This window comes from Variovorax sp. BGA-UO-ETr-C22, assembly GCF_059567965.1.
Map to the genome: position 1 here is coordinate 133,983 of NZ_JCAQPA010000004.1, position 18,477 is coordinate 152,459.

Consider the following 18,477-nt stretch of genomic DNA (forward strand, 5'->3'; position numbering starts at 1 on the left):
AAGACCCGATGAGCAGCAAGGCCCCGAAGAAGGAAGCGAAAAACACGCAGAACAGGCACGCCGCCGACCACCACGACCTCATCCGCGTGCAGGGCGCGCGCGTGAACAACCTGAAGGACATCAGCGTCGAGCTGCCCAAGCGCCGGCTCACGGTGTTCACGGGCGTCTCGGGCTCGGGCAAGAGCTCGCTGGTGTTCGGCACCATCGCGGCCGAGTCGCAGCGGCTCATCAACGAGACCTACAGCGCCTTCGTGCAGGGCTTCATGCCGACGCTGGCGCGGCCCGAGGTCGACGTGCTCGACGGCCTGACCACCGCGATCATCGTGGACCAGGAACGCATGGGCGGCGACCCGCGCTCCACCGTCGGCACCGCGACCGACGCCAACGCGATGCTGCGCATCCTGTTCAGCCGCCTGGGCAAGCCGCACATCGGCTCGCCCAGCGCCTTCGCGTTCAACGTGCCCTCGGTGAAGGCCACCGGCGCCATCACCGTGGAGCGCGGCGCCAGCAAGACGGTGAAGCAGACCTTCAGCCGCACCGGCGGCATGTGCCCGCGCTGCGAGGGCCGGGGCGCGGTCACCGACTTCGACCTCACCGCGTTCTACGACGACAGCAAGTCGCTCAACGAAGGCGCGCTCACCATCCCGGGCTTCAGCATGGAAGGCTGGTACGGGCGTATCTTCAACGGCTGCGGCTTCTTCGACCCCGACAAGCCGATCCGCAAGTTCACGAAGAAGGAGCTCAACGCCCTGCTCCACAAGGAGCCGACCAAGATCAAGATCGACGGCATCAACCTCACCTACCAGGGCCTCATTCCGCAGGTGCAGAAGTCGTTCCTGGCCAAGGACGTCGAGGCGATGCAGCCGCACATCCGCGCCTTCGTGGAACGGGCCGTGACCTTCACCACCTGCCCCGAGTGCGAAGGCACGCGGCTGAGCGAGGCGGCGCGTTCGTCGCGCATCAAGAAGCTCAACATCGCCGAGGCCTGCGCGATGCAGATCAGCGACCTCGCCGCGTGGGTCGGCGGCCTGAACGAGCCTTCGGTGGCGCCGCTGCTGGCCAAGCTGGCGCACACGCTCGATTCGTTCGTCGAAATCGGCCTCGGGTATCTGAGCCTGGACCGCCCCTCGGGCACGCTCTCGGGCGGCGAGGCGCAGCGCGTGAAGATGATCCGCCACCTGGGCTCCTCGCTCACCGACGTGACCTACGTCTTCGACGAACCGACCATCGGCCTGCACCCGCACGACATCCAGCGCATGAACGAACTGCTGCTGCGGCTGCGCGACAAGGGCAACACGGTGCTGGTGGTGGAACACAAGCCCGAGGCCATCGCCATCGCCGACCACGTCGTCGACCTCGGCCCCGGCGCGGGCTCGGCGGGCGGCACGGTCTGCTTCGAAGGCAGCGTGGCAGCGCTGCGCACCAGCGGCACGCTCACGGGCCGGCACCTGGACGACCGGGCCGCGCTCAAGAAGAAGCTGCGCCAGCCCACCGGCGCGCTGCCGATCCGCGGCGCCAAGGCGCACAACCTGCGCAACGTCGATGTCGACATTCCGCTGGGCGTGCTGGTGGTCGTGACCGGCGTGGCGGGCTCGGGCAAGAGTTCGCTGGTGCACGGATCGATCCCCGCCGGCGCGGGCGTGGTGGCGGTCGACCAGGGCGCGATCCGCGGCTCGCGGCGCAGCAACCCGGCCACCTACACCGGCCTGCTCGACCCGATCCGCAACGCCTTCGCCAAGGCCAACGGCGTGAAGCCGGCCCTGTTCAGTGCCAACTCCGAGGGCGCCTGCCCCACCTGCAACGGCGCGGGCGTGATCTACACCGACCTGGCGATGATGGCCGGCGTGGCCACCATTTGCGAGGAGTGCGAGGGCAAGCGCTTCCACGCCTCGGTGCTCGAACACCATTTCGGCGGGCGCGACATCAGCGAGGTGCTCGCGATGCCGGTGACCGAGGCCGCCGCCTTCTTCGGCGAAGGCCCGGCGCGCACGCCGGCAGCGCACGCCATCCTGCAACGGCTGGCCGACGTGGGCCTGGGCTACCTGAGCCTGGGCCAGCCGCTCACCACGCTGTCGGGCGGCGAGCGCCAGCGGCTCAAGCTGGCCACGCACATGGCCGAGAAAGGCGGCGTGTACGTGCTCGACGAGCCGACCACCGGCCTGCACCTGGCCGACGTGGCACAGCTGCTGGCCCTGCTCGACCGGCTGGTGGATGCGGGCAAGTCGGTCATCGTCATCGAGCACCACCAGGCGGTGATGGCGCACGCCGACTGGATCATCGACCTGGGCCCCGGCGCCGGCCACGACGGCGGGCGCGTGGTCTTCGAGGGCACGCCGGCCGACCTGGTCAGCCAACGCGCCACGCTCACAGGACAGCATCTCGCGGCGTACGTGGGCACCTGACGCGTCCCGGAAGGCATGGCGGAGAATGGGCCGTCTCCGCTTTGCCTGCCGCCCCGCGGCCCCGTCTGCTGCGATGCCTCTTGCGTTCTCGTTTTCTTCCACCGCCCGGCACACCCTGGCCGTGGTCCTGCTGACGGCAGCCGCCGCCCCCTCCGCCTGGGCGCTGGCCAGCTTCGAGGAGGTGAAGCGCGACTTCCGTTCCTCCGAGACCGCCGTGCTCGACCGCCAGGGCGAGCTGCTGCAGCGCGTGCGCACCGACCCCACGGTGCGGCGCGGCCAGTGGACCGCGCTGGCCGACGTGTCGCCCGCGCTGCGCGCGGCCATGGTGCTGAGCGAGGACAAGCGCTTCTACGAACACAGCGGTGTCGACTGGCGCGCCGCCTCGGCCGCCGCCTGGGGCAACCTGTGGAACACGCGCACGCGCGGCGCCTCGACCATCACCATGCAGCTGGCGGGCCTGCTCGACGACGACCTGCGCCGCGCGGCGGGCGGGCGCAGCTTCACGCAGAAGATCGGCCAGACCGTGGCCGCCACGCAGCTGGAGCGCCGCTGGCGCAAGGACCAGATCCTCGAGGCCTACCTGAACACGGTGCCCTTCCGCGGCGAGATCGTCGGCATCGACGCGCTCTCGCGCACGCTCTTCAGCAAGGCCCCGAGCGGGCTCGATGCGCGCGAGGCCGCCGTGGCCGCCGCGCTGGTGCGCGCGCCCAACGCCCGCCCCGCGCTGGTGGCGCAGCGCGCCTGCGAGGTGCTGCGCGTGATGGAGCCCGGCGCCAGGACCGACTGCGAGGCGCTCGACATGTTCACCAGCGCGGTGGTGCAGCGGCGCGCGTTCGAGCCCAACGAAGGCATCGCGCCGCATGCCACGCGGCGGGTGCTGCGCGAGTTGCGTGATGCGGGGAACGACAAGTCCACCGCGCCCACGAGCGTGCGCACCACGCTGCGCGCGCCGCTGCAGCGCTACGCGCTCGACAGCCTGCAGCGCCACCTGCGCGAGCTGCGCGACCGCCATGTGGAAGACGGCGCGCTCGTGGTGCTCGACAACGCGAGCGGCGAGGTGCTGGCCTGGGTCGGCTCCTCGGGCCCGCTGAGCCAGGCCGCCGAGGTCGACGGCGTGACCGCGCTGCGCCAGCCCGGCTCCACGCTCAAGCCGCTGCTGTACGCGCAGGCCCTGGCCGAGAAGCGCATCACGGCCGCCTCGCTCATCGAGGACTCGTCGGCGCAGATCAGCACCGCGAGCGGCCTCTACATTCCGCAGAACTACGACCGCCGCTTCAAGGGCCCGGTGTCGGCGCGCACCGCGCTGGCCGCCTCGCTCAACGTGCCGGCCGTGCGCACGCTGGTGATGGTGTCGCCCGAGGCCTTCGCGCGCGAGCTGCGCGCCGCCGGCCTGCCGCTGCGCGAGAGCGGCGACTACTACGGCTACAGCCTGGCGCTGGGCAGCGCCGAGGTGTCGCTGCTGTCGCTGGCCAATGCCTACCGCATGATGGCCAACGGCGGGCGCTTCGGGGCGACCACGCTCACGCCGCGCCCACCCGCCCCGGCCGGCAAGCAGAAGCCTGCCGAAGCCGCGCCGCTGCTCGACCCGCGCGCCGCCTTCATCGTCAGCGACATCCTTTCGGATCCGAACGCGCGCACGCGCACCTTCGGCCTGGACAGCATCCTGTCCACCCGCTTCTGGACCGCCGTGAAGACCGGCACCAGCAAGGACATGCGCGACAACTGGGCCGTGGGCTGGTCGCAGCGCTACACGGTCGGCGTGTGGGTCGGCAACGCCAGCGGCGCCTCGATGTGGGACGTGAGCGGCACCAGCGGCGCCGCGCCCGTGTGGGCCGAGGTGATGCGCTTCCTGCACGCGCGCGAACCCAGCCGCGCGCCCGCGCCGCCCGCCGGGCTGGTCGAGGCGCGCGTGAGCTTCGGCCCGGGCGCCGACGGCAACCCGCTCGAAGCGGCGCGCAGCGAATGGTTCCTGCAGGGCACCGAGCAGCCGCTGTTCGCGCTCGACACCGGCATGGCGAGCGACGCCGCCTCGGCGCGCATCACGGCGCCGGCCGACGGCACGATCCTGGCGCTCGACCCGGACATTCCGCCGCAGCGCCAGCGCGTGCGCTTCGAATCCGAAGGGCGCGGCGTGCAATGGCGCATCGACGGCAAGCATTTTGCGCGCGGCAACAGCGCGCAGTGGCTGCCGTGGCCGGGGCGGCACCTGATCGAGCTGGTGGACGCCAGCGGCAAGGTGGTCGACCAGCGCCGGGTGGAGGTGCGCGGCGCGGGCGTGGTGGCGGCCAAGGGCGCGCGCCGATGAACGCGCCGATGAACGCGCCGCTGTCGATGCCCCGCTGGCTGTCGCTGTGCCTGGGCCTGCTGCTGTTGGTGCTGTGCCTGGCCGGCCCGCATACCGCGCAAGCCAAGCCCGTGCCGGTGCCGCCGATGAGCTCGCGCGTGGTCGACCTCGCGCAGGCGCTGCCGGCCGGCGAGGCCGAGGCGCTGCGCGCGCAGATCGCCGACATCCAGAGTCGCACCCAGGCCCAGCTCGCGGTGCTCATCGTGCCGACCACGGGCGAGGACACCATCGAGAGCTACGCCACGCGCGTGTTCGCGAAGTGGCGGCTGGGCCGCAGCGACGCCGACGACGGCATCCTGCTGCTCGTGGCGCAGAAAGACCGGCGCATGCGCATCGAGGTCGGCACCGGACTCGAAGGCACGGTGACCGACATCCAGGCGGCCCGCATCATCGACCGCGAGATGGCGCCGCGCTTTCGCGAGGGCGACTTCGCCGGCGGCGTGCAGGCAGCCGTGGGCGCGCTCGCGCGGCTGCTCGACGGCGAGGTGGGCGTTGTCGCGCCCGAGTCGCAGCAGATCGTCGTGGACCACGCCGCCGCACCCGTCCCAGCACCCGACGACGAGAAGGTCACCAGCCTGACGAGCGGCGGCCGCGTCACGCCCGAGGGCTGGGGCCTGCTGGGCGTGGTGCTGTGGGGCCTGGGCCTGGGCATCTACCACGGCCGCGGCATCGAGCGCGACCCGCCGCGCGGCACCTCGGCCTCGCGGCGTGCCGAAGAGAAAAAACGCAAGGGTCGGCGCAACGCCGGCGCGGGCCCCGAACCCTGGGCCGACGCCCTGGCGGCAATGAAGCCCGAACCGGCGCGTGCGCGCCCTGCCCCGCGCGACCTGCGCCTGGTGCTCGGTCTGCTCGGGGCCGGCCCGCTGGCGGCCGGCGCGGCGCTGCTGAACCCGGCCATCGCGCTGGTGCTGGCGATGCCGGCGATCTTCGGCTACGGCCTGGGCTTTCTCTGCGGCATGTCGCGCACGGCCGCCATCTTCATGGGCGGCTTCGTGCTCGTGATCGCGTCGCTGGTCGCCGTCGCATTCACGGTCGGCGCCGACCGCTTCTGGTGGGGCTTCCTGTGGGCGCTGTGCATCGGCGGCGTGACGCTGTTCGTGGCGATCATCGTGCGCTGCATGGTCAACACCTTCCAGCGCAGCGTGATCAGCTTCCTCGTGCGCCTGGCCATCGTGGCGGGCATCTGCGGCTACGTGTTCCACATCACCTCGCCCGGCCCCGTGCCGGACACCTCGTGGATTCCCATCGCGCTGGCGGCGTTCTTCTCGATGCTGATCGGCTTCCTGCCGCCCGGCGTCTGGGAATCGGGCAGCAGCGACGACGATGGGGACAGCGGCTGGAGCAGCAGTTCGTCGTCCTCTTCCTCGTCGTCGTCTTCGTCCTCCTCGGACAGCGGCGGTTCGAGCAGCGGCGGCGGCGCCTCGGGCAGCTGGTAAAGCGGGCGGCCGGGCCCCCTTCCGCGCCGCCTCATGCCCCTCCCGCCGACCGCGTCTTTTTGACAGTGGTTAAATTCATCCAATCATTGAATGAATAAGCCGCCCTGATCCCATGCTCGTCCAACCGCCCCGCACCTCCCTGGCCGACGCCGCCGCGAACAGCATCCGCACCGAAATCGCGGCGGGCCGCTGGCCCATCGGCTCGCGCATTCCGATCGAGCCCCAGCTGGCGCAGCTGCTGGGCGTGAGCCGCGGCACGGTGCGCGAGGCGGTGAAGACGCTGGTCTCGCGCGGCCTGCTCGAAGTGCGGCAGGGTTCGGGCACGTACGTGCGCTCGGGCTTCGACCCCTCGGCCAGCCTGCAGAAGCTGCGCCTGGCCAGCCTGCGCGACCAGTTCGAGGTGCGCCGCGCGCTCGAGGTCGAGGCCGCCCGGCTCGCCGCCGTGCGCCACACCGCGAAAGACCTGCGCCGGTTGAACGCCCTGCTCGACAAGCGCGGCCAGCCCGACCTGGCCGACGGCGGCGCGGCCTTCATCGAGCGCGACCTGGCCTTTCACCTGGCCATCGTCGATGTGTCGGGCAACCTGGCGCTGGTCGAGACCTGCCGCTTCATCACCGGCTACATCAAGGAAACCATCGCCAGCACGCTGAGCGCCAGCCTGCCCGAGCCCGACGAGGCGGCGCACCGCGCCATCGTCGAAGGCATTGCCAGCCGCGACCCCGAGCGCGCCGCCGCCGCCGTGCGCGAGCTGATGGCGCCGACGCTCAACGCGCTCGCACTGGGCACGGCATGAGCGCGATGACCTTGCCCACGGGTGCTGCCACCGTCGCGCGCACCCAGGCGGCGCCATCGGGCGCCGAAGAACTGCTGATCGACGCCGAGGTCGACAGCCTGCCCGCGCCGCGCCCCACGCCGACGCCCAGCCGGGGCCGCCGGCTGCTGCTGGGCCTGACGGTGGTGCTCATCGCCTTCAACCTGCGCCCGGTGTTCGCCAGCCTGTCGGTGGTGCTGCCGGAAATCATCCGCGCCACGGGCCTGTCGGCCACCGCGGCCAGCCTGCTGACCACGCTGCCGATCGTCTGCCTGGGCGTGTTCGCGCCGATGGCGCCCTGGCTCGGGCGCCGCTTCGGCACCGAACGCACGCTGCTGGGCTGCATGGTGCTGATCGGCGTGGGCACGGTGCTGCGCGGCACCGGCAACATCCCGCTGCTGTTCCTGGCCTCGGCCATCGCGGGCAGCGGCATCGCGGTGTCCAACGTGCTGCTCTCGGGCCTGGTGAAGCGCGACTTCGCCAAGCAGGCCGCGCTGATGATGGGCCTGTACACCATGGCCGTGTGCGGCGGCGCCGCCAGCGCCGCGGGCCTGACGGTGCCGCTGGAGCACGCGCTGGGCGGCGGCTGGACGCTGGCGCTCGCCATGTGGGCCGTGCCGGCCGCGCTGGTCACGTTCATCTGGGCGCCGCAGGCGCTGCCGCTCAAGCCGGTGGCGAGCGAATCGGGCTTCACCGTGCGCGGCCTGTGGCGCGACCGGCTGGCCTGGCAGGTGACCTTCTTCATGGGGCTGCAGTCGGCCCTGGCGTACATCGTGATGGGCTGGCTGGCGCCGATCCTGCGCGAGCGCGGGCTCAGCGGCGAAATGGCCGGCTACGTGGTGTCGCTGTCGGTCATGACGCAGGTCGTGACCTGCCTCGTGGTGCCGGCGCTGGCCGTGAAGCTGCGCAACCAGCGCGCGCTGGCGGTGGTGCTGTCGGCGATGACGGTGGCGGCCATGCTGGCCATGCTGTTCGCGCCGCTGGACGCCCCCGGCGGCATGTGGACCTGGGCCGTGGTGCTGGGCATTTCGCAGGGCGGCACCTTCGCGCTGGCGCTCACCATGATCGTGCTGCGCTCGCCCGATTCGCACATTGCCGCGCACCTGTCGGGCATGGCGCAGGGCGTGGGCTACATGGTGGCGGCCTTCGGCCCGCTGCTGGCCGGGCTGCTGCACGGCTGGACCGGCAGCTTCCGCGCCTCGGCGTGGCTGTTCGTCGGCCTGGGCGTGGTGCTGGTCATGGCGGGGCTGGGCGCAGGGCGCACGCTGCACGTGGGCGCGGTGACGGTACCGCGGCACTGATCCGCTGCTGCTGCCTGCCTACTGCAGCCCGCCGTCGCAGGCGGTCGGTTTCTGCGCGCTGTCGTCCGTGAAGTCGACGCTGGTGCGCTTGTTGCCGGCCGGCCCCGTGTGCGCCGGCCACTCGCTCTGCAGCCAGGTGTAGCGCCACACATAGGGACCGCCGGCCTTCGCCGGTGCGTCGTAGGCGATGCGCAGGCTGCCGCGGCTTTCGTCGTGGCAGTGCTTCGAGGTCTTGTATTCCTTCTCGCTGAAGCAGGCGCGGATCGACCGCGAGCACCAGTACGGGATGCCCTCGCGCGCGGCCTTGGCGCGCTGCCCGGGCGGCGTGTCCAGCGGCACGAAGTCGGCCGTCACATAGGACGCGCCGCCGCCCGAATAGCTTTCCGCTTCGTGCTGGGTCACGGCCACGGCCCAGCGGCCCTCGGCCAGCGGGTAGAGCACCGGCGCGAGGGCCAGGTGCAGCTCGGGGTCGGTGCTGCGGCGGTCGCGCTGCTGCGAGGCCACGTAAGTCGAGAAATCGTGCAGCTGCGCGAGCTGCCAGCCGCCGGTGCCGGCGTCGCGCTTCAGGCGCGCCATGGCCAGGGGCTTTTCCGAGGTGAGCAGGTAGTCGTCGGGCGCGCCGCCGTCGCGCGGGCGGTGCAGCTTCAGCGCCTGCGCATCGCAGGGCTGGGGCAGCAAGGCGCACAGGTGGGCGCGCCACATGGCATCGACGGCCTCGGGCGCCTTGACGGCCACGAAGACCTGCGCGGCAGGCGCGGCGAGCAGGGGGCCGGCCGGCAGCGACGCGAGAAGACCGACGATCCCGGCAAGAGGCAGCTTTTTCATGGGGCGCAATGGTAGCCATCGCGGGAAGCCCTGGCAGAGGGGTCATCGGGGTTTCTCCGGCCGCGCCCCGGCCCGACCGGGCGACAATGGGGGGCTCCGGCGAAAGTCCATTTCGCCCAATGAAATTTCAGCCCTCTCGACAACCCAGAACCTACGGAAGCAAGCGCATGAGCACGAAGCAACCCACCATCGTCTACACCCTCACCGACGAGGCGCCCCTGCTGGCGACCTACGCCTTCCTGCCCATCGTGCGCGCCTTCACGGCTCCGGCCGGCATCAACGTGACGACGAGCGACATCTCGGTGGCCGCCCGCATCCTGGGCGAGTTCCCCGAGTTCCTGAGCGACGACCAGAAGGTGCCCGACAACCTGGCCGAACTGGGCAAGCTCACGCTCAAGCCTGAAGCCAACATCATCAAGCTGCCCAACATCAGCGCCTCGGTGTCGCAACTCAAGTCGGCCATCAAGGAACTGCAGGGCAAGGGCTACAAGATCCCCGACTACCCGGAGAACCCGACCTCGGACGAGGACAAGGACATCCGCACGCGCTACAACAAGTGCACCGGCAGCGCCGTGAACCCCGTGCTGCGCGAAGGCAACTCCGACCGCCGCGCGCCCCGCGCCGTGAAGGAATACGCCCGCAAGAACCCGCACAGCATGGCCGAGTGGAGCCAGGCCTCGCGCTCGCACGTCTCGCACATGCACGGCGGCGACTTCTATCACGGCGAAAAGTCCATGACGCTGGACCGCGCCCGCAACGTCAAGATGGAACTGCTCACCAAGAGCGGCAAGACCATCGTGCTCAAGCCCAAGGTCGCCCTGCTCGACCGCGAGATCATCGACTCCATGTTCATGAGCAAGAAGGCCCTGCTGGCCTTCTATGAAAAGGAAATCGAAGACGCGCACAAGACCGGTGTCATGTTCTCGCTGCACGTGAAGGCCACGATGATGAAGGTCTCGCACCCCATCGTGTTCGGCCACTGCGTGAAGATCTTCTACAAGGAAGCCTTCGAGAAACACGGCAAGCTGTTCGACGAGCTGGGCATCAACGTCAACAACGGCATGGTCGACCTGTACAACAAGATCGCCACGCTGCCCCAGAGCACGCAGGACGAGATCAAGCGCGACCTGCACGCCTGCCACGAAGGCCGCCCCGAGCTGGCCATGGTCGACTCGGCCAAGGGCATCACCAACTTCCACTCGCCCAACGACGTGATCGTGGACGCCTCCATGCCCGCCATGATCCGCAACGGCGGCAAGATGTGGGGCGCCGACGGCCGCCTGAAGGACGTCAAGGCCGTGATGCCCGAATCGACCTTCGCCCGCATCTACCAGGAGATCATCAACTTCTGCAAGTGGCACGGCGCCTTCGACCCCAAGACCATGGGCACCGTGCCCAACGTCGGCCTCATGGCCCAGAAGGCCGAAGAGTACGGCTCGCACGACAAGACCTTCGAGATCCCCGAAGACGGCGTGGCCAACATCACCGACCTGGACACCGGCGAAGTGCTGATGAGCGAAGACGTGGAAAAGGGCGACATCTGGCGCATGTGCCAGGTCAAGGACGCCGCGATCCGCGACTGGGTGAAGCTGGCAGTGAACCGCGCGCGCAACTCCGGCATGCCGGTCGTGTTCTGGCTCGACGCCTACCGCCCGCACGAGGCGCAGCTGATCACCAAGGTCAAGATGTACCTGCACGAGCACGACACCACGGGCCTGGACATCCAGATCATGAGCCAGGTGCGCGCCATGCGTTACACGCTGGAGCGCGTCGTGCGCGGCCTGGACACCATCAGCGCCACCGGCAACATCCTGCGCGACTACCTCACCGACCTGTTCCCCATCATGGAACTGGGCACCTCGGCCAAGATGCTGTCGATCGTGCCGCTCATGGCCGGCGGCGGCATGTACGAGACCGGCGCGGGCGGCTCGGCCCCCAAGCACGTGCAGCAGCTGGTGGAAGAAAACCACCTGCGCTGGGACTCGCTCGGTGAATTCCTCGCGCTGGCTGTGAGCCTGGAAGACCTGGGCCTGAAGACCGGCAACGCGCAGGCCAAGATCCTGGCCAAGACGCTCGACGCCGCCACCGGCCAGCTGCTGGACAACAACAAGAACCCGTCGCCCAAGACCGGCCAGCTGGACAACCGCGGCAGCCAGTTCTACCTGGCCATGTACTGGGCCCAGGAACTCGCCGCGCAGACCGAGGACAAGGAGCTGCAGGCCAAGTTCAAGAAGCTGGCCGAAGCGCTCACCGCCAACGAGAAGAAGATCGTCGACGAACTCGCGGCCGTGCAGGGCAAGGCCGTGGACATCGGCGGCTACTACCTGGCCGACCCGAAGAAGTACGAAGCCGTGATGCGCCCGAGTGCCACGCTGAACGCGGTGCTGGCACCGGCGGTCTGATCCCGCTGCGTTGCGCCTCCCGGGCCTGACCAGGCCCGGAAGTGCCCACACCAACGGCCTGTCGCTCGCGCGGCGGGCCGTTGGTCTTTGTGCACGACTAGACTCCGATTTCTCCCGCCCCCACTGCACGCAAGAAAGAAAGGCAGGCCCCTCATGAAACGCCATTGGCTTGCTGTTGCCGCCGCCTGGCCCCTGCTCATGGCCGCCGGCAACGCCCATGCCCAGAGCCCGAGCCCGAGCAACTGCGAAACGCTGCGCGCCCAGATCGAGGCCAAGATCGCCGCGTCGGGCGTGACGAACTTCAGCGTCGTCACCATCGATGCCGCCGCCACGGCGAGCGGACAGGTGGTGGGCAGCTGCGAGCTGGGCACGAAGAAGATCGTCTACCAGCGCGAAGGCGGCGCGGCCTCGCCGCCCCCGAGCGCCACCTCGGCGCCCGCGTCGCGCGGCGAGCCCATCCTCACCGAATGCAAGGACGGCTCGGTGTCCATGGGCGGCAGCTGCAGGCCCTGAGGACCGGCATCCCATGGCCTGGTCCGCCCTGCGCCTCTTCTTCGGCCTGCTGACCCTGGTGGCGATCGGCTGGCAGCTGGCGATCCATGTCCGCATGGGCTTCGACGTCGTCAACTTCTTCAGCTTCTTCACCAACCTCTCGAACCTGTTCGCGGCGATCGTGCTGGTGCTGGGGGCGCGCCGCCTCTGGCGGCCGGCGTCCACGGGGCCCGACGAGGGGCTGCGCGCCATCTCAGCCGTGAACATGGTGGTGGTCGGCATCGTCTTCTCGCTGCTGCTGCGCGACGTCGACCTCGGCGCGCTGCGGCCGTGGATCAACACGCTGCTGCACCACGTCATGCCGTGCGTCGTGCTGCTCGACTGGTTGCTGCAACCGCCGCGCACGCGCCTCGGCGGCCGGCAACTGCTGTGGACGCTGGTCTTCCCGATGGCCTACCTGGTCTACACGCTGGTGCGCGGCAGCCGCACGGGCTGGTACCCCTACCCCTTCCTCAACCCCGCCAACGTCGGCGGCTACGGCGGCGTGGCCGTCTATGCCGCAGGCATCGCGCTGACCTTCGGGCTGGCGGGATGGGGGTTGCTGGCGTTGGGGAACCGGCTGGGCCGGCGCGCCTGACGCGGCCCCGCGCACGACCCGCCTGTTTCTGCATTTCGCAGGATCAGGCAAAAACCTCGTTCGATCCGGATACCGCCTCCGGCCCCTTCGCCCCGAGACTCCTCTGCATGCCCGGCGCACCCTTCGCGCCGTGGCGCATCGACCCGCATGAGGAGTTTTGTATGAGTGCAATCCAGGACACAGTGGTTCTCGTCACCGGCGCCAGCAGCGGCATCGGCGAGGCGACGGCGCGGCGGCTCGCGCGGCGCGGCGCCCATGTGGTGCTCGGCGCGCGCCGCACCGAACGGCTCGCGGCGCTCGCGGCCGAGATCAACGCCACCGGCGGCTCGGCGAGCTTCCGGCGACTCGATGTGACGCACCGGCCCGACATGGAGGCCTTTGCCGAGTTCGCCCTCGACACGCACGACCGCATCGACGTGCTGGTGAACGCCGCCGGCGTGATGCCGCTGTCGCCGCTGTGGCAGCGCAAGATCGAGGAGTGGGAGCTGATGATCGACGTCAACCTGCGCGGCATGCTGCTGGGCGTGGCGGCTGTGCTGCCCACGATGCAGGAGCAGGGCTGGGGCCACATCGTCAACGTCGCGCCAGTGGCCATGGGCGGCGCCACGCCCGACTCGGCCGTCTACCACGGCACGCAGTACGCGGTGCAGGCCATTTCGGAAGGGCTGCGGCGGGAACACGCGGGGCGCGTGCAAGTCTCGCTGGTGAGCCCCGACGTGGCCGAGGCCGCCGACCCGCTGGCCGAGCGCATCGCCGACAGCTACGCCTTCGAGCGCATGCGCACGCGGCGGCGACTGACGACGCCGGTCGAGGGCGTGGCGCGCGCCATTGCCGGGGCGATCGAGGGCGCGCGCTACGGCATGGCCGGCCCCGGCTGGCGCCCGGCTCCGACGCCGCGGCCGAAGCCGGCGGCACCGGTGTACTGACTGAGCGCCGAACGTCAGTAGCTCTTGTACGGCAGGAACTTGCCCGACAGCACCACGTTGACGCGGTCGCCCTTCGGGTCGGGCTGGCGCTGGATGTCCATGCTGAAGTCGATGGCGCTCATGATGCCGTCGCCGAACTCTTCATGGATCAGTTCCTTGATGGTGGTGCCGTACACGCTCACCACCTCGTACCAGCGGTAGATCAGCGGGTCGGTGGGCACGGGCGTGGGCAGCGAGCCCTTGTAGGGCACGACCTGGAGCCACTTCTGCTCCTCGGGCGTGAGGCCGAAGATCTTGCCGACGACCTTGGCCTGCTTGTCGTCGAGCGTCATCTGGCCGAGGCAGGCGGCGGTGGTCCACTCTTTCGACAGGCCGACCTTCTTGGCCACGTCGGCCCACTGGATGCCCTTGGACACCTTCACGGTGATGATCTTCTCGGTGACGTCGTTGCGGTTCATGCGGCTTGGCTCCTGGGTATGAAGGGATGCGACAGGGCAAGCAACAGGCATGCCCGTTGTCGGCCCCTGCGCCTCAGCGCTCCCAGCGGAACTTGCGCTCCGACTCCGCAATGGGCTGGTCGTTGATGCTCGCGTAGCGCCTTTGCATCAAGCCGTTCTGCGCAAACTCCCAGTTCTCGTTGCCATGGCTGCGGAACCACTGGCCCGCGGCGTCGTGCCATTCGTACTCGAAGCGCACCGCGATGCGGTTGTCCATGAAGGCCCACAGCTGCTTCTTCAGGCGGTAGTCGTGCTCGCGCTCCCACTTGCGCGACAGGAACTCCACCACCTGCGCGCGGCCGTTGACGAAGTCGGCGCGGTTGCGCCATTCGGTGTCGGGCGTGTAGGCCAGGCTCACGCGCACGGGGTCGCGCGAGTTCCAGGCGTCTTCGGCGGCCTGGACTTTCTGGAGGGCGGATTCGAGGGTGAAGGGCGGCAGCGGCGGGCGGGATTCCATGGCGGTCTTTCAGTCAAGAAATGAAGTGATGAAGGCCCGCAATGTGCCATGAGTAGACAGACCTGTCTACATGCCTACAATCGCCGCATGGACATCTCTGCACTGCCCGCGCGCGAGCGCATCCTGCTCACGGCGCACGAGCTCTTCTATGCCGACGGCATCCGCGCCACCGGCATCGACCGCGTGATCGCCGCGTCGGGCGTCACCAAGGTCACCTTCTACCGGCACTTCCCCTCGAAGGACGACCTGGTGCGCGCCTTTCTCGACCATCGGCATGGCGTGTGGATGGCCTGGTTCGTCGATGCGCTGGGCCGGCGCGACGCGCAGCAGCACATCGCGCAGGGGCAGGCGCTGCCGGTGCTGGCCGACGTGATGGCCGAGTGGTTCGCCGACCCGCTGTTTCGGGGCTGTGCCTTCATCAACTCGGTGGTGGAAGTGGGGGCCAGCGTGGCCGGTGCCGCCGACATCGCGCGCGAGCACAAGCGCGAGATGGTCGAGGTGATCGCCGGCCTGTTGCCCGACGGCCCGCAGCGCATGGCCATTGCACAGGCGGCCGCCCTGGGCGTCGACGGCGCCATCGTCAAGGCGCAGATGGGGGATGCGGCGCTGGCGCGCGAGGCGGTCGACGACCTGCGGCGGCTGCTCGATGCGCTGGTCGCCCTTCGATAACATCGCATCGCTCACTCCTTCCCAAAACACATGGCATCGACGCGACTTCCCTCGACCCAGGGCCTGCAGGCCTTCGAGGCCGTCGCGCGGCTGCGCAGCGTGAACTTGGCGGCCGAGGAGCTCAGCGTGACGCCCAGCGCTGTGAGCCATCGCATCCGCCAGCTCGAGACGCAGCTCGAGCTCAAGCTCTTCACGGGCAACGACTTCGGCCTAAGCGCCGACGGCGTGGCCTACCTGGCGCGCGTGCGCGAGGCCATTGCGGCGCTGCAGCAGGTGCCAGGGCGCGAGCCCGCGTCGCAGGTGCGGCGGCTGCGCGTGGCGGTCACGCCCACCTTCTCGCGCCAGATGCTGCTGCCCCGGCTGGCCGAGTTCCGCGACGCCTACCCGACCATCGAGCTGATGCTGCAGGTGACCATGCCGGTGCGCAACTTCACGGCCGAAGACGCCGACATCGAGCTGCGCTTCGGCACCGGCCCCTTCCACGACCGCGAGTTCTGCCAGCTGCTGGCCGACGACGTCTCGCCGGTGTGCAGCCCGGCCTACCTGGAACGCCACGGCCCCTTCGAGCAGCACTTCTCGACCGATGCCGAGGTGGCGCGCGTGCAGATGCTGCGCACGCCGCTGGAGTCGTGGCGCATCTGGTTCAAGGCCTGCGGCATCGGCCTGCCCGAGCCGGCCGTGGGCCACCAGTTCAACGACCTGGGCCTGGCGCTCGATGCGGCCGCCGAAGACTTCGGCGTGGTGCTCATGCACCTGCGGCTGGGCCGCGCCTGGCTGGACAACGGCCGGCTGGTGCGCCTGTCGCCGCACAGCGCGCCCTCGCCCAACGCCTACTTCCTGTGCTGGCGCCCCGGCACCATGGAACGCTGGGAGTGCGCCACCTTCGTCGAATGGCTGCGCCAGGCGCTGCGCGAGCCGGGCTGAATAATTTTCAGCCGGGGTGTGGGCTTTTTTCAGGTCGCCGGCGCGTTTCCCCTGCAGACTCGACCCCCGGCGCTGCCGTGGCCTGCGTAGCCGGCCCGCCTTGACCTCAATAACACCAGCCAGGAGACCTCCCCCGTGCCCGACCTTTCCAAGATCACCTGCATCGAAGACCTGCGGGCGATCGCCCAGCGGCGCGTGCCGAAGATGTTCTACGACTACGCCGACTCCGGCGCCTGGACCGAGGGCACCTACCGCGCCAACGAGAGCGACTTCCAGAAGATCAAGCTGCGCCAGCGCGTGGCCGTGAACATGGAAGGCCGCTCCACCCGCACCACCATGATCGGCCAGGAGGTCGCCATGCCCGTGGCCATCGCGCCCACGGGCCTGACCGGCATGCAGCACGCCGACGGCGAAATCCTGGGCGCGCGCGCCGCCAAGGCCTTCGGCATCCCGTTCACGCTCTCGACCATGAGCATCTGCTCGCTGGAAGACATTGCCGAGAACACCGACCGCCACCCCTTCTGGTTCCAGCTCTACGTGATGAAGGACCGCGACTTCATCGAACGCCTGATCGACCGCGCCAAGGCCGCCAACGTGTCGGCGCTGCAGCTCACGCTCGACCTGCAGATCCTCGGGCAGCGCCATAAGGACATCAAGAATGGCCTGTCGACGCCGCCCAAGCCCACCATCAAGAACCTCATCAACCTGGCGACCAAGCCGCGCTGGTGCATGGGCATGCTGGGCACCAAGCGCCGCACCTTCGGCAACATCGCCGGCCACGCCAAGGGCGTGAAAGACCTGTCGTCGCTGTCGTCGTGGACCGCCGAGCAGTTCGACCCGGCCCTGAGCTGGGCGGACGTCGAATGGATCAAGAAGCGCTGGGGCGGCAAGCTGATCCTCAAGGGCATCATGGACGAAGAAGACGCACGCCTGGCCGTGGCCAGTGGCGCCGACGCACTCATCGTGTCGAACCACGGTGGCCGCCAGCTCGACGGCGCCCCCTCCTCCATCGCCGCGCTGCCGGCCATCGCCGATGCCGTGGGCAGCCAGATCGAAGTGTGGATGGACGGCGGCGTGCGCAGCGGCCAGGACGTGCTCAAGGCCCGCGCGCTCGGCGCACGCGGCACGCTGATCGGCCGCAGCTTCCTGTACGGCCTGGGCGCCTACGGCCAGGAAGGCGTGACGCGCGCGCTGCAGATCATCCACAAGGAACTGGACATCACGATGGCCTTCTGCGGTCGCACGCAGATCGACGATGTGAAGTCGGACATCCTGTTGCCGGGGACGTTCTGACGCGGTCTGGCAGGGCCACGCCCGACGGTTACCCGCTCACTTCGTGAACCGTCGGAACGGCGCGCTCAACAGGCAGCCCAGCCAGAGCGTCGCCAGCCCGTCCGATGCCTCGTCGTGCCAGCCGCTCTTGTCGTTCCAGAACAGCATCCTGTCATCGATGCTCACGCTCCACCTGGCATCCGGCAGCACTTCGCGGCGAATCCGGTTGAGGCAGGCCACCCAGTGGCTGGCCCCCTTGTGCATGGCGAACGCCTTGTTGTCGGGGAGTTTCGTGGCGCCTTCCAGTACCTTTCCCCCGGTGAGTCCGGACGCCTCGTAGAGCGTGAAGGTCTCCCAGTTGAGGCCCTTACCTGAATGCGCATGGCGGTCGGCTTCGTCGACTTTGTCGAAGGCAGTCACGATCGCGTCCAGGCGCTGCGCTTCCTCGCGGGTCAGGGGACTGTCTCGTCTTGCGTCGTAGTAGATGCTGAAGCTCATGGAGCCGATTTCTGATGAACAGGATCGACGAGGGTAATGGCTCTGAGCTGCGCCCTGGTGCATTCGATGCGGTAGGGCTAACTCGTTCACGATCGGTTTGCGATTGCCACGGCAAGCAAACCACTTGCGTCACGGTCATTGCTGATTCCAGCGCGACCTGCTGCATGTGCATGAGACAGCTCTCCCTAAGATTTTGAGGAGGCCACAACGGTCCAACAGGGAGAGAAAAATGACAGTACAGAACTCACGCAGCACCGCGCGACGCGATTCGATGAATGCCGGCCTGCGGCCGGTGCTGAGCGCGCTCACGTGGGCCGTTTCGATCCCGGTCCTCAACGTCCTGCTCACCGGACTGGCGCGACGCCAGATCCTGACATTGACGGGGACCGGTGTAGCCCTCATCGCCTGCGCCCTGCTGTTGTGGGCTGGCTTGATCTATTGGTGGCAGGTTCCAGCCACCCCCAGCATCGCAAGACGCGTGACGTACTTCATTGCCTACGTCACCGTCATGGCGCTGCTGGGGCTGATCGGCGTGTGGGTCGCCTTCTGGGCCACCGTTGCCATCCACGGGCTCTGAGCGCGAT

At 69.3% G+C, this 18,477-nt stretch carries 17 protein-coding genes; 13 read left to right on the plus strand and 4 right to left on the minus strand.

What is annotated here, in order from left to right; genetic code table 11:
- The first annotated feature begins 8 nt into the window (after nt 1–8).
- The 5 genes from AC57B8_RS01150 to AC57B8_RS01170 all read left to right on the plus strand — a co-directional run bounded on the left by AC57B8_RS01150 (nt 9) and on the right by AC57B8_RS01170 (nt 8,294).
- A complete protein-coding gene (locus AC57B8_RS01150; RefSeq protein WP_496478372.1) occupies nt 9–2,402 on the plus strand; it encodes an ATP-binding cassette domain-containing protein in 2,394 nt (797 codons plus the stop codon).
- Nucleotides 2,403–2,475: 73 nt separating this feature from the next.
- Complete coding sequence (pbpC, locus tag AC57B8_RS01155) at nt 2,476–4,707, plus strand: penicillin-binding protein 1C (protein WP_496478373.1); 2,232 nt, start codon at nt 2,476–2,478, stop codon at nt 4,705–4,707.
- Complete coding sequence (locus AC57B8_RS01160; RefSeq protein ID WP_496478374.1) at nt 4,704–6,182, plus strand: TPM domain-containing protein; 1,479 nt, start codon at nt 4,704–4,706, stop codon at nt 6,180–6,182. The genes pbpC and AC57B8_RS01160 overlap by 4 nt, the downstream gene beginning before the upstream one ends.
- A 112-nt stretch (nt 6,183–6,294) precedes the next feature.
- The gene (locus tag AC57B8_RS01165) at nt 6,295–6,975 is read left to right on the plus strand and encodes a FadR/GntR family transcriptional regulator (RefSeq protein WP_095949614.1); all 681 of its coding nucleotides are present in this window, start codon (nt 6,295–6,297) and stop codon (nt 6,973–6,975) included.
- Nucleotides 6,976–6,980: 5 nt separating this feature from the next.
- Nucleotides 6,981–8,294, plus strand: coding sequence for a CynX/NimT family MFS transporter (locus AC57B8_RS01170; protein ID WP_487849144.1), 1,314 nt, complete (start codon nt 6,981–6,983; stop codon nt 8,292–8,294).
- An 18-nt stretch (nt 8,295–8,312) separates the two neighbouring features.
- Here the strand turns inward: AC57B8_RS01170 and AC57B8_RS01175 are convergent, their stop codons facing one another.
- Nucleotides 8,313–9,119 carry a hypothetical protein gene (locus AC57B8_RS01175; protein ID WP_496478375.1) on the minus strand — a complete coding sequence of 269 codons (807 nt, stop codon included), beginning with the start codon at nt 9,117–9,119 and terminating at the stop codon, nt 8,313–8,315.
- Nucleotides 9,120–9,286: 167 nt separating this feature from the next.
- Here AC57B8_RS01175 and AC57B8_RS01180 point away from each other — a divergent pair, with 167 nt between their 5' ends.
- The 4 genes from AC57B8_RS01180 to AC57B8_RS01195 all read left to right on the plus strand — a co-directional run bounded on the left by AC57B8_RS01180 (nt 9,287) and on the right by AC57B8_RS01195 (nt 13,576).
- Nucleotides 9,287–11,521: an NADP-dependent isocitrate dehydrogenase gene (locus AC57B8_RS01180; RefSeq protein ID WP_095949616.1), complete on the plus strand. Its 2,235-nt coding sequence runs from the start codon at nt 9,287–9,289 to the stop codon at nt 11,519–11,521.
- A gap of 153 nt (nt 11,522–11,674) precedes the next feature.
- Nucleotides 11,675–12,034, plus strand: coding sequence for a DUF1161 domain-containing protein (locus AC57B8_RS01185; RefSeq protein WP_496478376.1), 360 nt, complete (start codon nt 11,675–11,677; stop codon nt 12,032–12,034).
- A 13-nt stretch (nt 12,035–12,047) separates the two neighbouring features.
- Complete coding sequence (locus tag AC57B8_RS01190) at nt 12,048–12,650, plus strand: Pr6Pr family membrane protein (protein ID WP_496478377.1); 603 nt, start codon at nt 12,048–12,050, stop codon at nt 12,648–12,650.
- Nucleotides 12,651–12,811: 161 nt separating this feature from the next.
- Nucleotides 12,812–13,576, plus strand: coding sequence for an SDR family NAD(P)-dependent oxidoreductase (locus AC57B8_RS01195; RefSeq protein WP_495268202.1), 765 nt, complete (start codon nt 12,812–12,814; stop codon nt 13,574–13,576).
- 14 nt (nt 13,577–13,590) lie between these two features.
- On the opposite strand, the gene cynS is transcribed toward AC57B8_RS01195, so the two are convergent.
- Nucleotides 13,591–14,034 (minus strand): cyanase, encoded by a 444-nt coding sequence (cynS, locus tag AC57B8_RS01200; RefSeq protein ID WP_095746510.1) that lies wholly within the window; start codon nt 14,032–14,034, stop codon nt 13,591–13,593.
- A 73-nt stretch (nt 14,035–14,107) separates the two neighbouring features.
- Nucleotides 14,108–14,530 carry a nuclear transport factor 2 family protein gene (locus tag AC57B8_RS01205; protein ID WP_496478378.1) on the minus strand — a complete coding sequence of 141 codons (423 nt, stop codon included), beginning with the start codon at nt 14,528–14,530 and terminating at the stop codon, nt 14,108–14,110.
- An 87-nt stretch (nt 14,531–14,617) separates the two neighbouring features.
- Here AC57B8_RS01205 and AC57B8_RS01210 point away from each other — a divergent pair, with 87 nt between their 5' ends.
- The 3 genes from AC57B8_RS01210 (at nt 14,618) to AC57B8_RS01220 (ending at nt 17,416) form a co-directional block, all read left to right on the plus strand.
- A complete protein-coding gene (locus AC57B8_RS01210; RefSeq protein WP_390341813.1) occupies nt 14,618–15,199 on the plus strand; it encodes a TetR/AcrR family transcriptional regulator in 582 nt (193 codons plus the stop codon).
- A 30-nt stretch (nt 15,200–15,229) separates the two neighbouring features.
- On the plus strand, nt 15,230–16,123 hold the full coding sequence (locus AC57B8_RS01215; protein WP_070062186.1) for a LysR substrate-binding domain-containing protein: 894 nt from the start codon (nt 15,230–15,232) through the stop codon (nt 16,121–16,123).
- A 135-nt stretch (nt 16,124–16,258) separates the two neighbouring features.
- A complete protein-coding gene (locus AC57B8_RS01220) occupies nt 16,259–17,416 on the plus strand; it encodes an alpha-hydroxy acid oxidase (protein WP_062478017.1) in 1,158 nt (385 codons plus the stop codon).
- Nucleotides 17,417–17,452: 36 nt separating this feature from the next.
- Here the strand turns inward: AC57B8_RS01220 and AC57B8_RS01225 are convergent, their stop codons facing one another.
- Nucleotides 17,453–17,893 (minus strand): hypothetical protein, encoded by a 441-nt coding sequence (locus tag AC57B8_RS01225; protein ID WP_496478379.1) that lies wholly within the window; start codon nt 17,891–17,893, stop codon nt 17,453–17,455.
- A 229-nt stretch (nt 17,894–18,122) separates the two neighbouring features.
- On the opposite strand from AC57B8_RS01225, the gene AC57B8_RS01230 reads away from it, so the two are divergent.
- Complete coding sequence (locus AC57B8_RS01230; RefSeq protein ID WP_496478380.1) at nt 18,123–18,470, plus strand: hypothetical protein; 348 nt, start codon at nt 18,123–18,125, stop codon at nt 18,468–18,470.
- Nucleotides 18,471–18,477 lie beyond the last annotated feature (7 nt).

Bases quoted from the DNA above. Each gene is read 5' to 3' on its own strand.
- AC57B8_RS01180 (WP_095949616.1), top strand. From the start codon at position 9,287: ATGAGCACGAAGCAACCCACCATCGTCTACACCCTCACCGACGAGGCG.
- AC57B8_RS01230 (WP_496478380.1), top strand. From the start codon at position 18,123: ATGACAGTACAGAACTCACGCAGCACCGCGCGACGCGATTCGATGAAT.
- AC57B8_RS01190 (WP_496478377.1), top strand. From the start codon at position 12,048: ATGGCCTGGTCCGCCCTGCGCCTCTTCTTCGGCCTGCTGACCCTGGTG.
- AC57B8_RS01165 (WP_095949614.1), top strand. From the start codon at position 6,295: ATGCTCGTCCAACCGCCCCGCACCTCCCTGGCCGACGCCGCCGCGAAC.
- AC57B8_RS01205 (WP_496478378.1), bottom strand. From the start codon at position 14,530: ATGGAATCCCGCCCGCCGCTGCCGCCCTTCACCCTCGAATCCGCCCTC.
- AC57B8_RS01210 (WP_390341813.1), top strand. From the start codon at position 14,618: ATGGACATCTCTGCACTGCCCGCGCGCGAGCGCATCCTGCTCACGGCG.
- AC57B8_RS01150 (WP_496478372.1), top strand. From the start codon at position 9: ATGAGCAGCAAGGCCCCGAAGAAGGAAGCGAAAAACACGCAGAACAGG.
- AC57B8_RS01160 (WP_496478374.1), top strand. From the start codon at position 4,704: ATGAACGCGCCGATGAACGCGCCGCTGTCGATGCCCCGCTGGCTGTCG.
- AC57B8_RS01185 (WP_496478376.1), top strand. From the start codon at position 11,675: ATGAAACGCCATTGGCTTGCTGTTGCCGCCGCCTGGCCCCTGCTCATG.
- AC57B8_RS01215 (WP_070062186.1), top strand. From the start codon at position 15,230: ATGGCATCGACGCGACTTCCCTCGACCCAGGGCCTGCAGGCCTTCGAG.
- AC57B8_RS01170 (WP_487849144.1), top strand. From the start codon at position 6,981: ATGACCTTGCCCACGGGTGCTGCCACCGTCGCGCGCACCCAGGCGGCG.
- AC57B8_RS01175 (WP_496478375.1), bottom strand. From the start codon at position 9,119: ATGAAAAAGCTGCCTCTTGCCGGGATCGTCGGTCTTCTCGCGTCGCTG.
- AC57B8_RS01225 (WP_496478379.1), bottom strand. From the start codon at position 17,893: ATGAGCTTCAGCATCTACTACGACGCAAGACGAGACAGTCCCCTGACC.
- pbpC (WP_496478373.1), top strand. From the start codon at position 2,476: ATGCCTCTTGCGTTCTCGTTTTCTTCCACCGCCCGGCACACCCTGGCC.
- AC57B8_RS01195 (WP_495268202.1), top strand. From the start codon at position 12,812: ATGAGTGCAATCCAGGACACAGTGGTTCTCGTCACCGGCGCCAGCAGC.
- cynS (WP_095746510.1), bottom strand. From the start codon at position 14,034: ATGAACCGCAACGACGTCACCGAGAAGATCATCACCGTGAAGGTGTCC.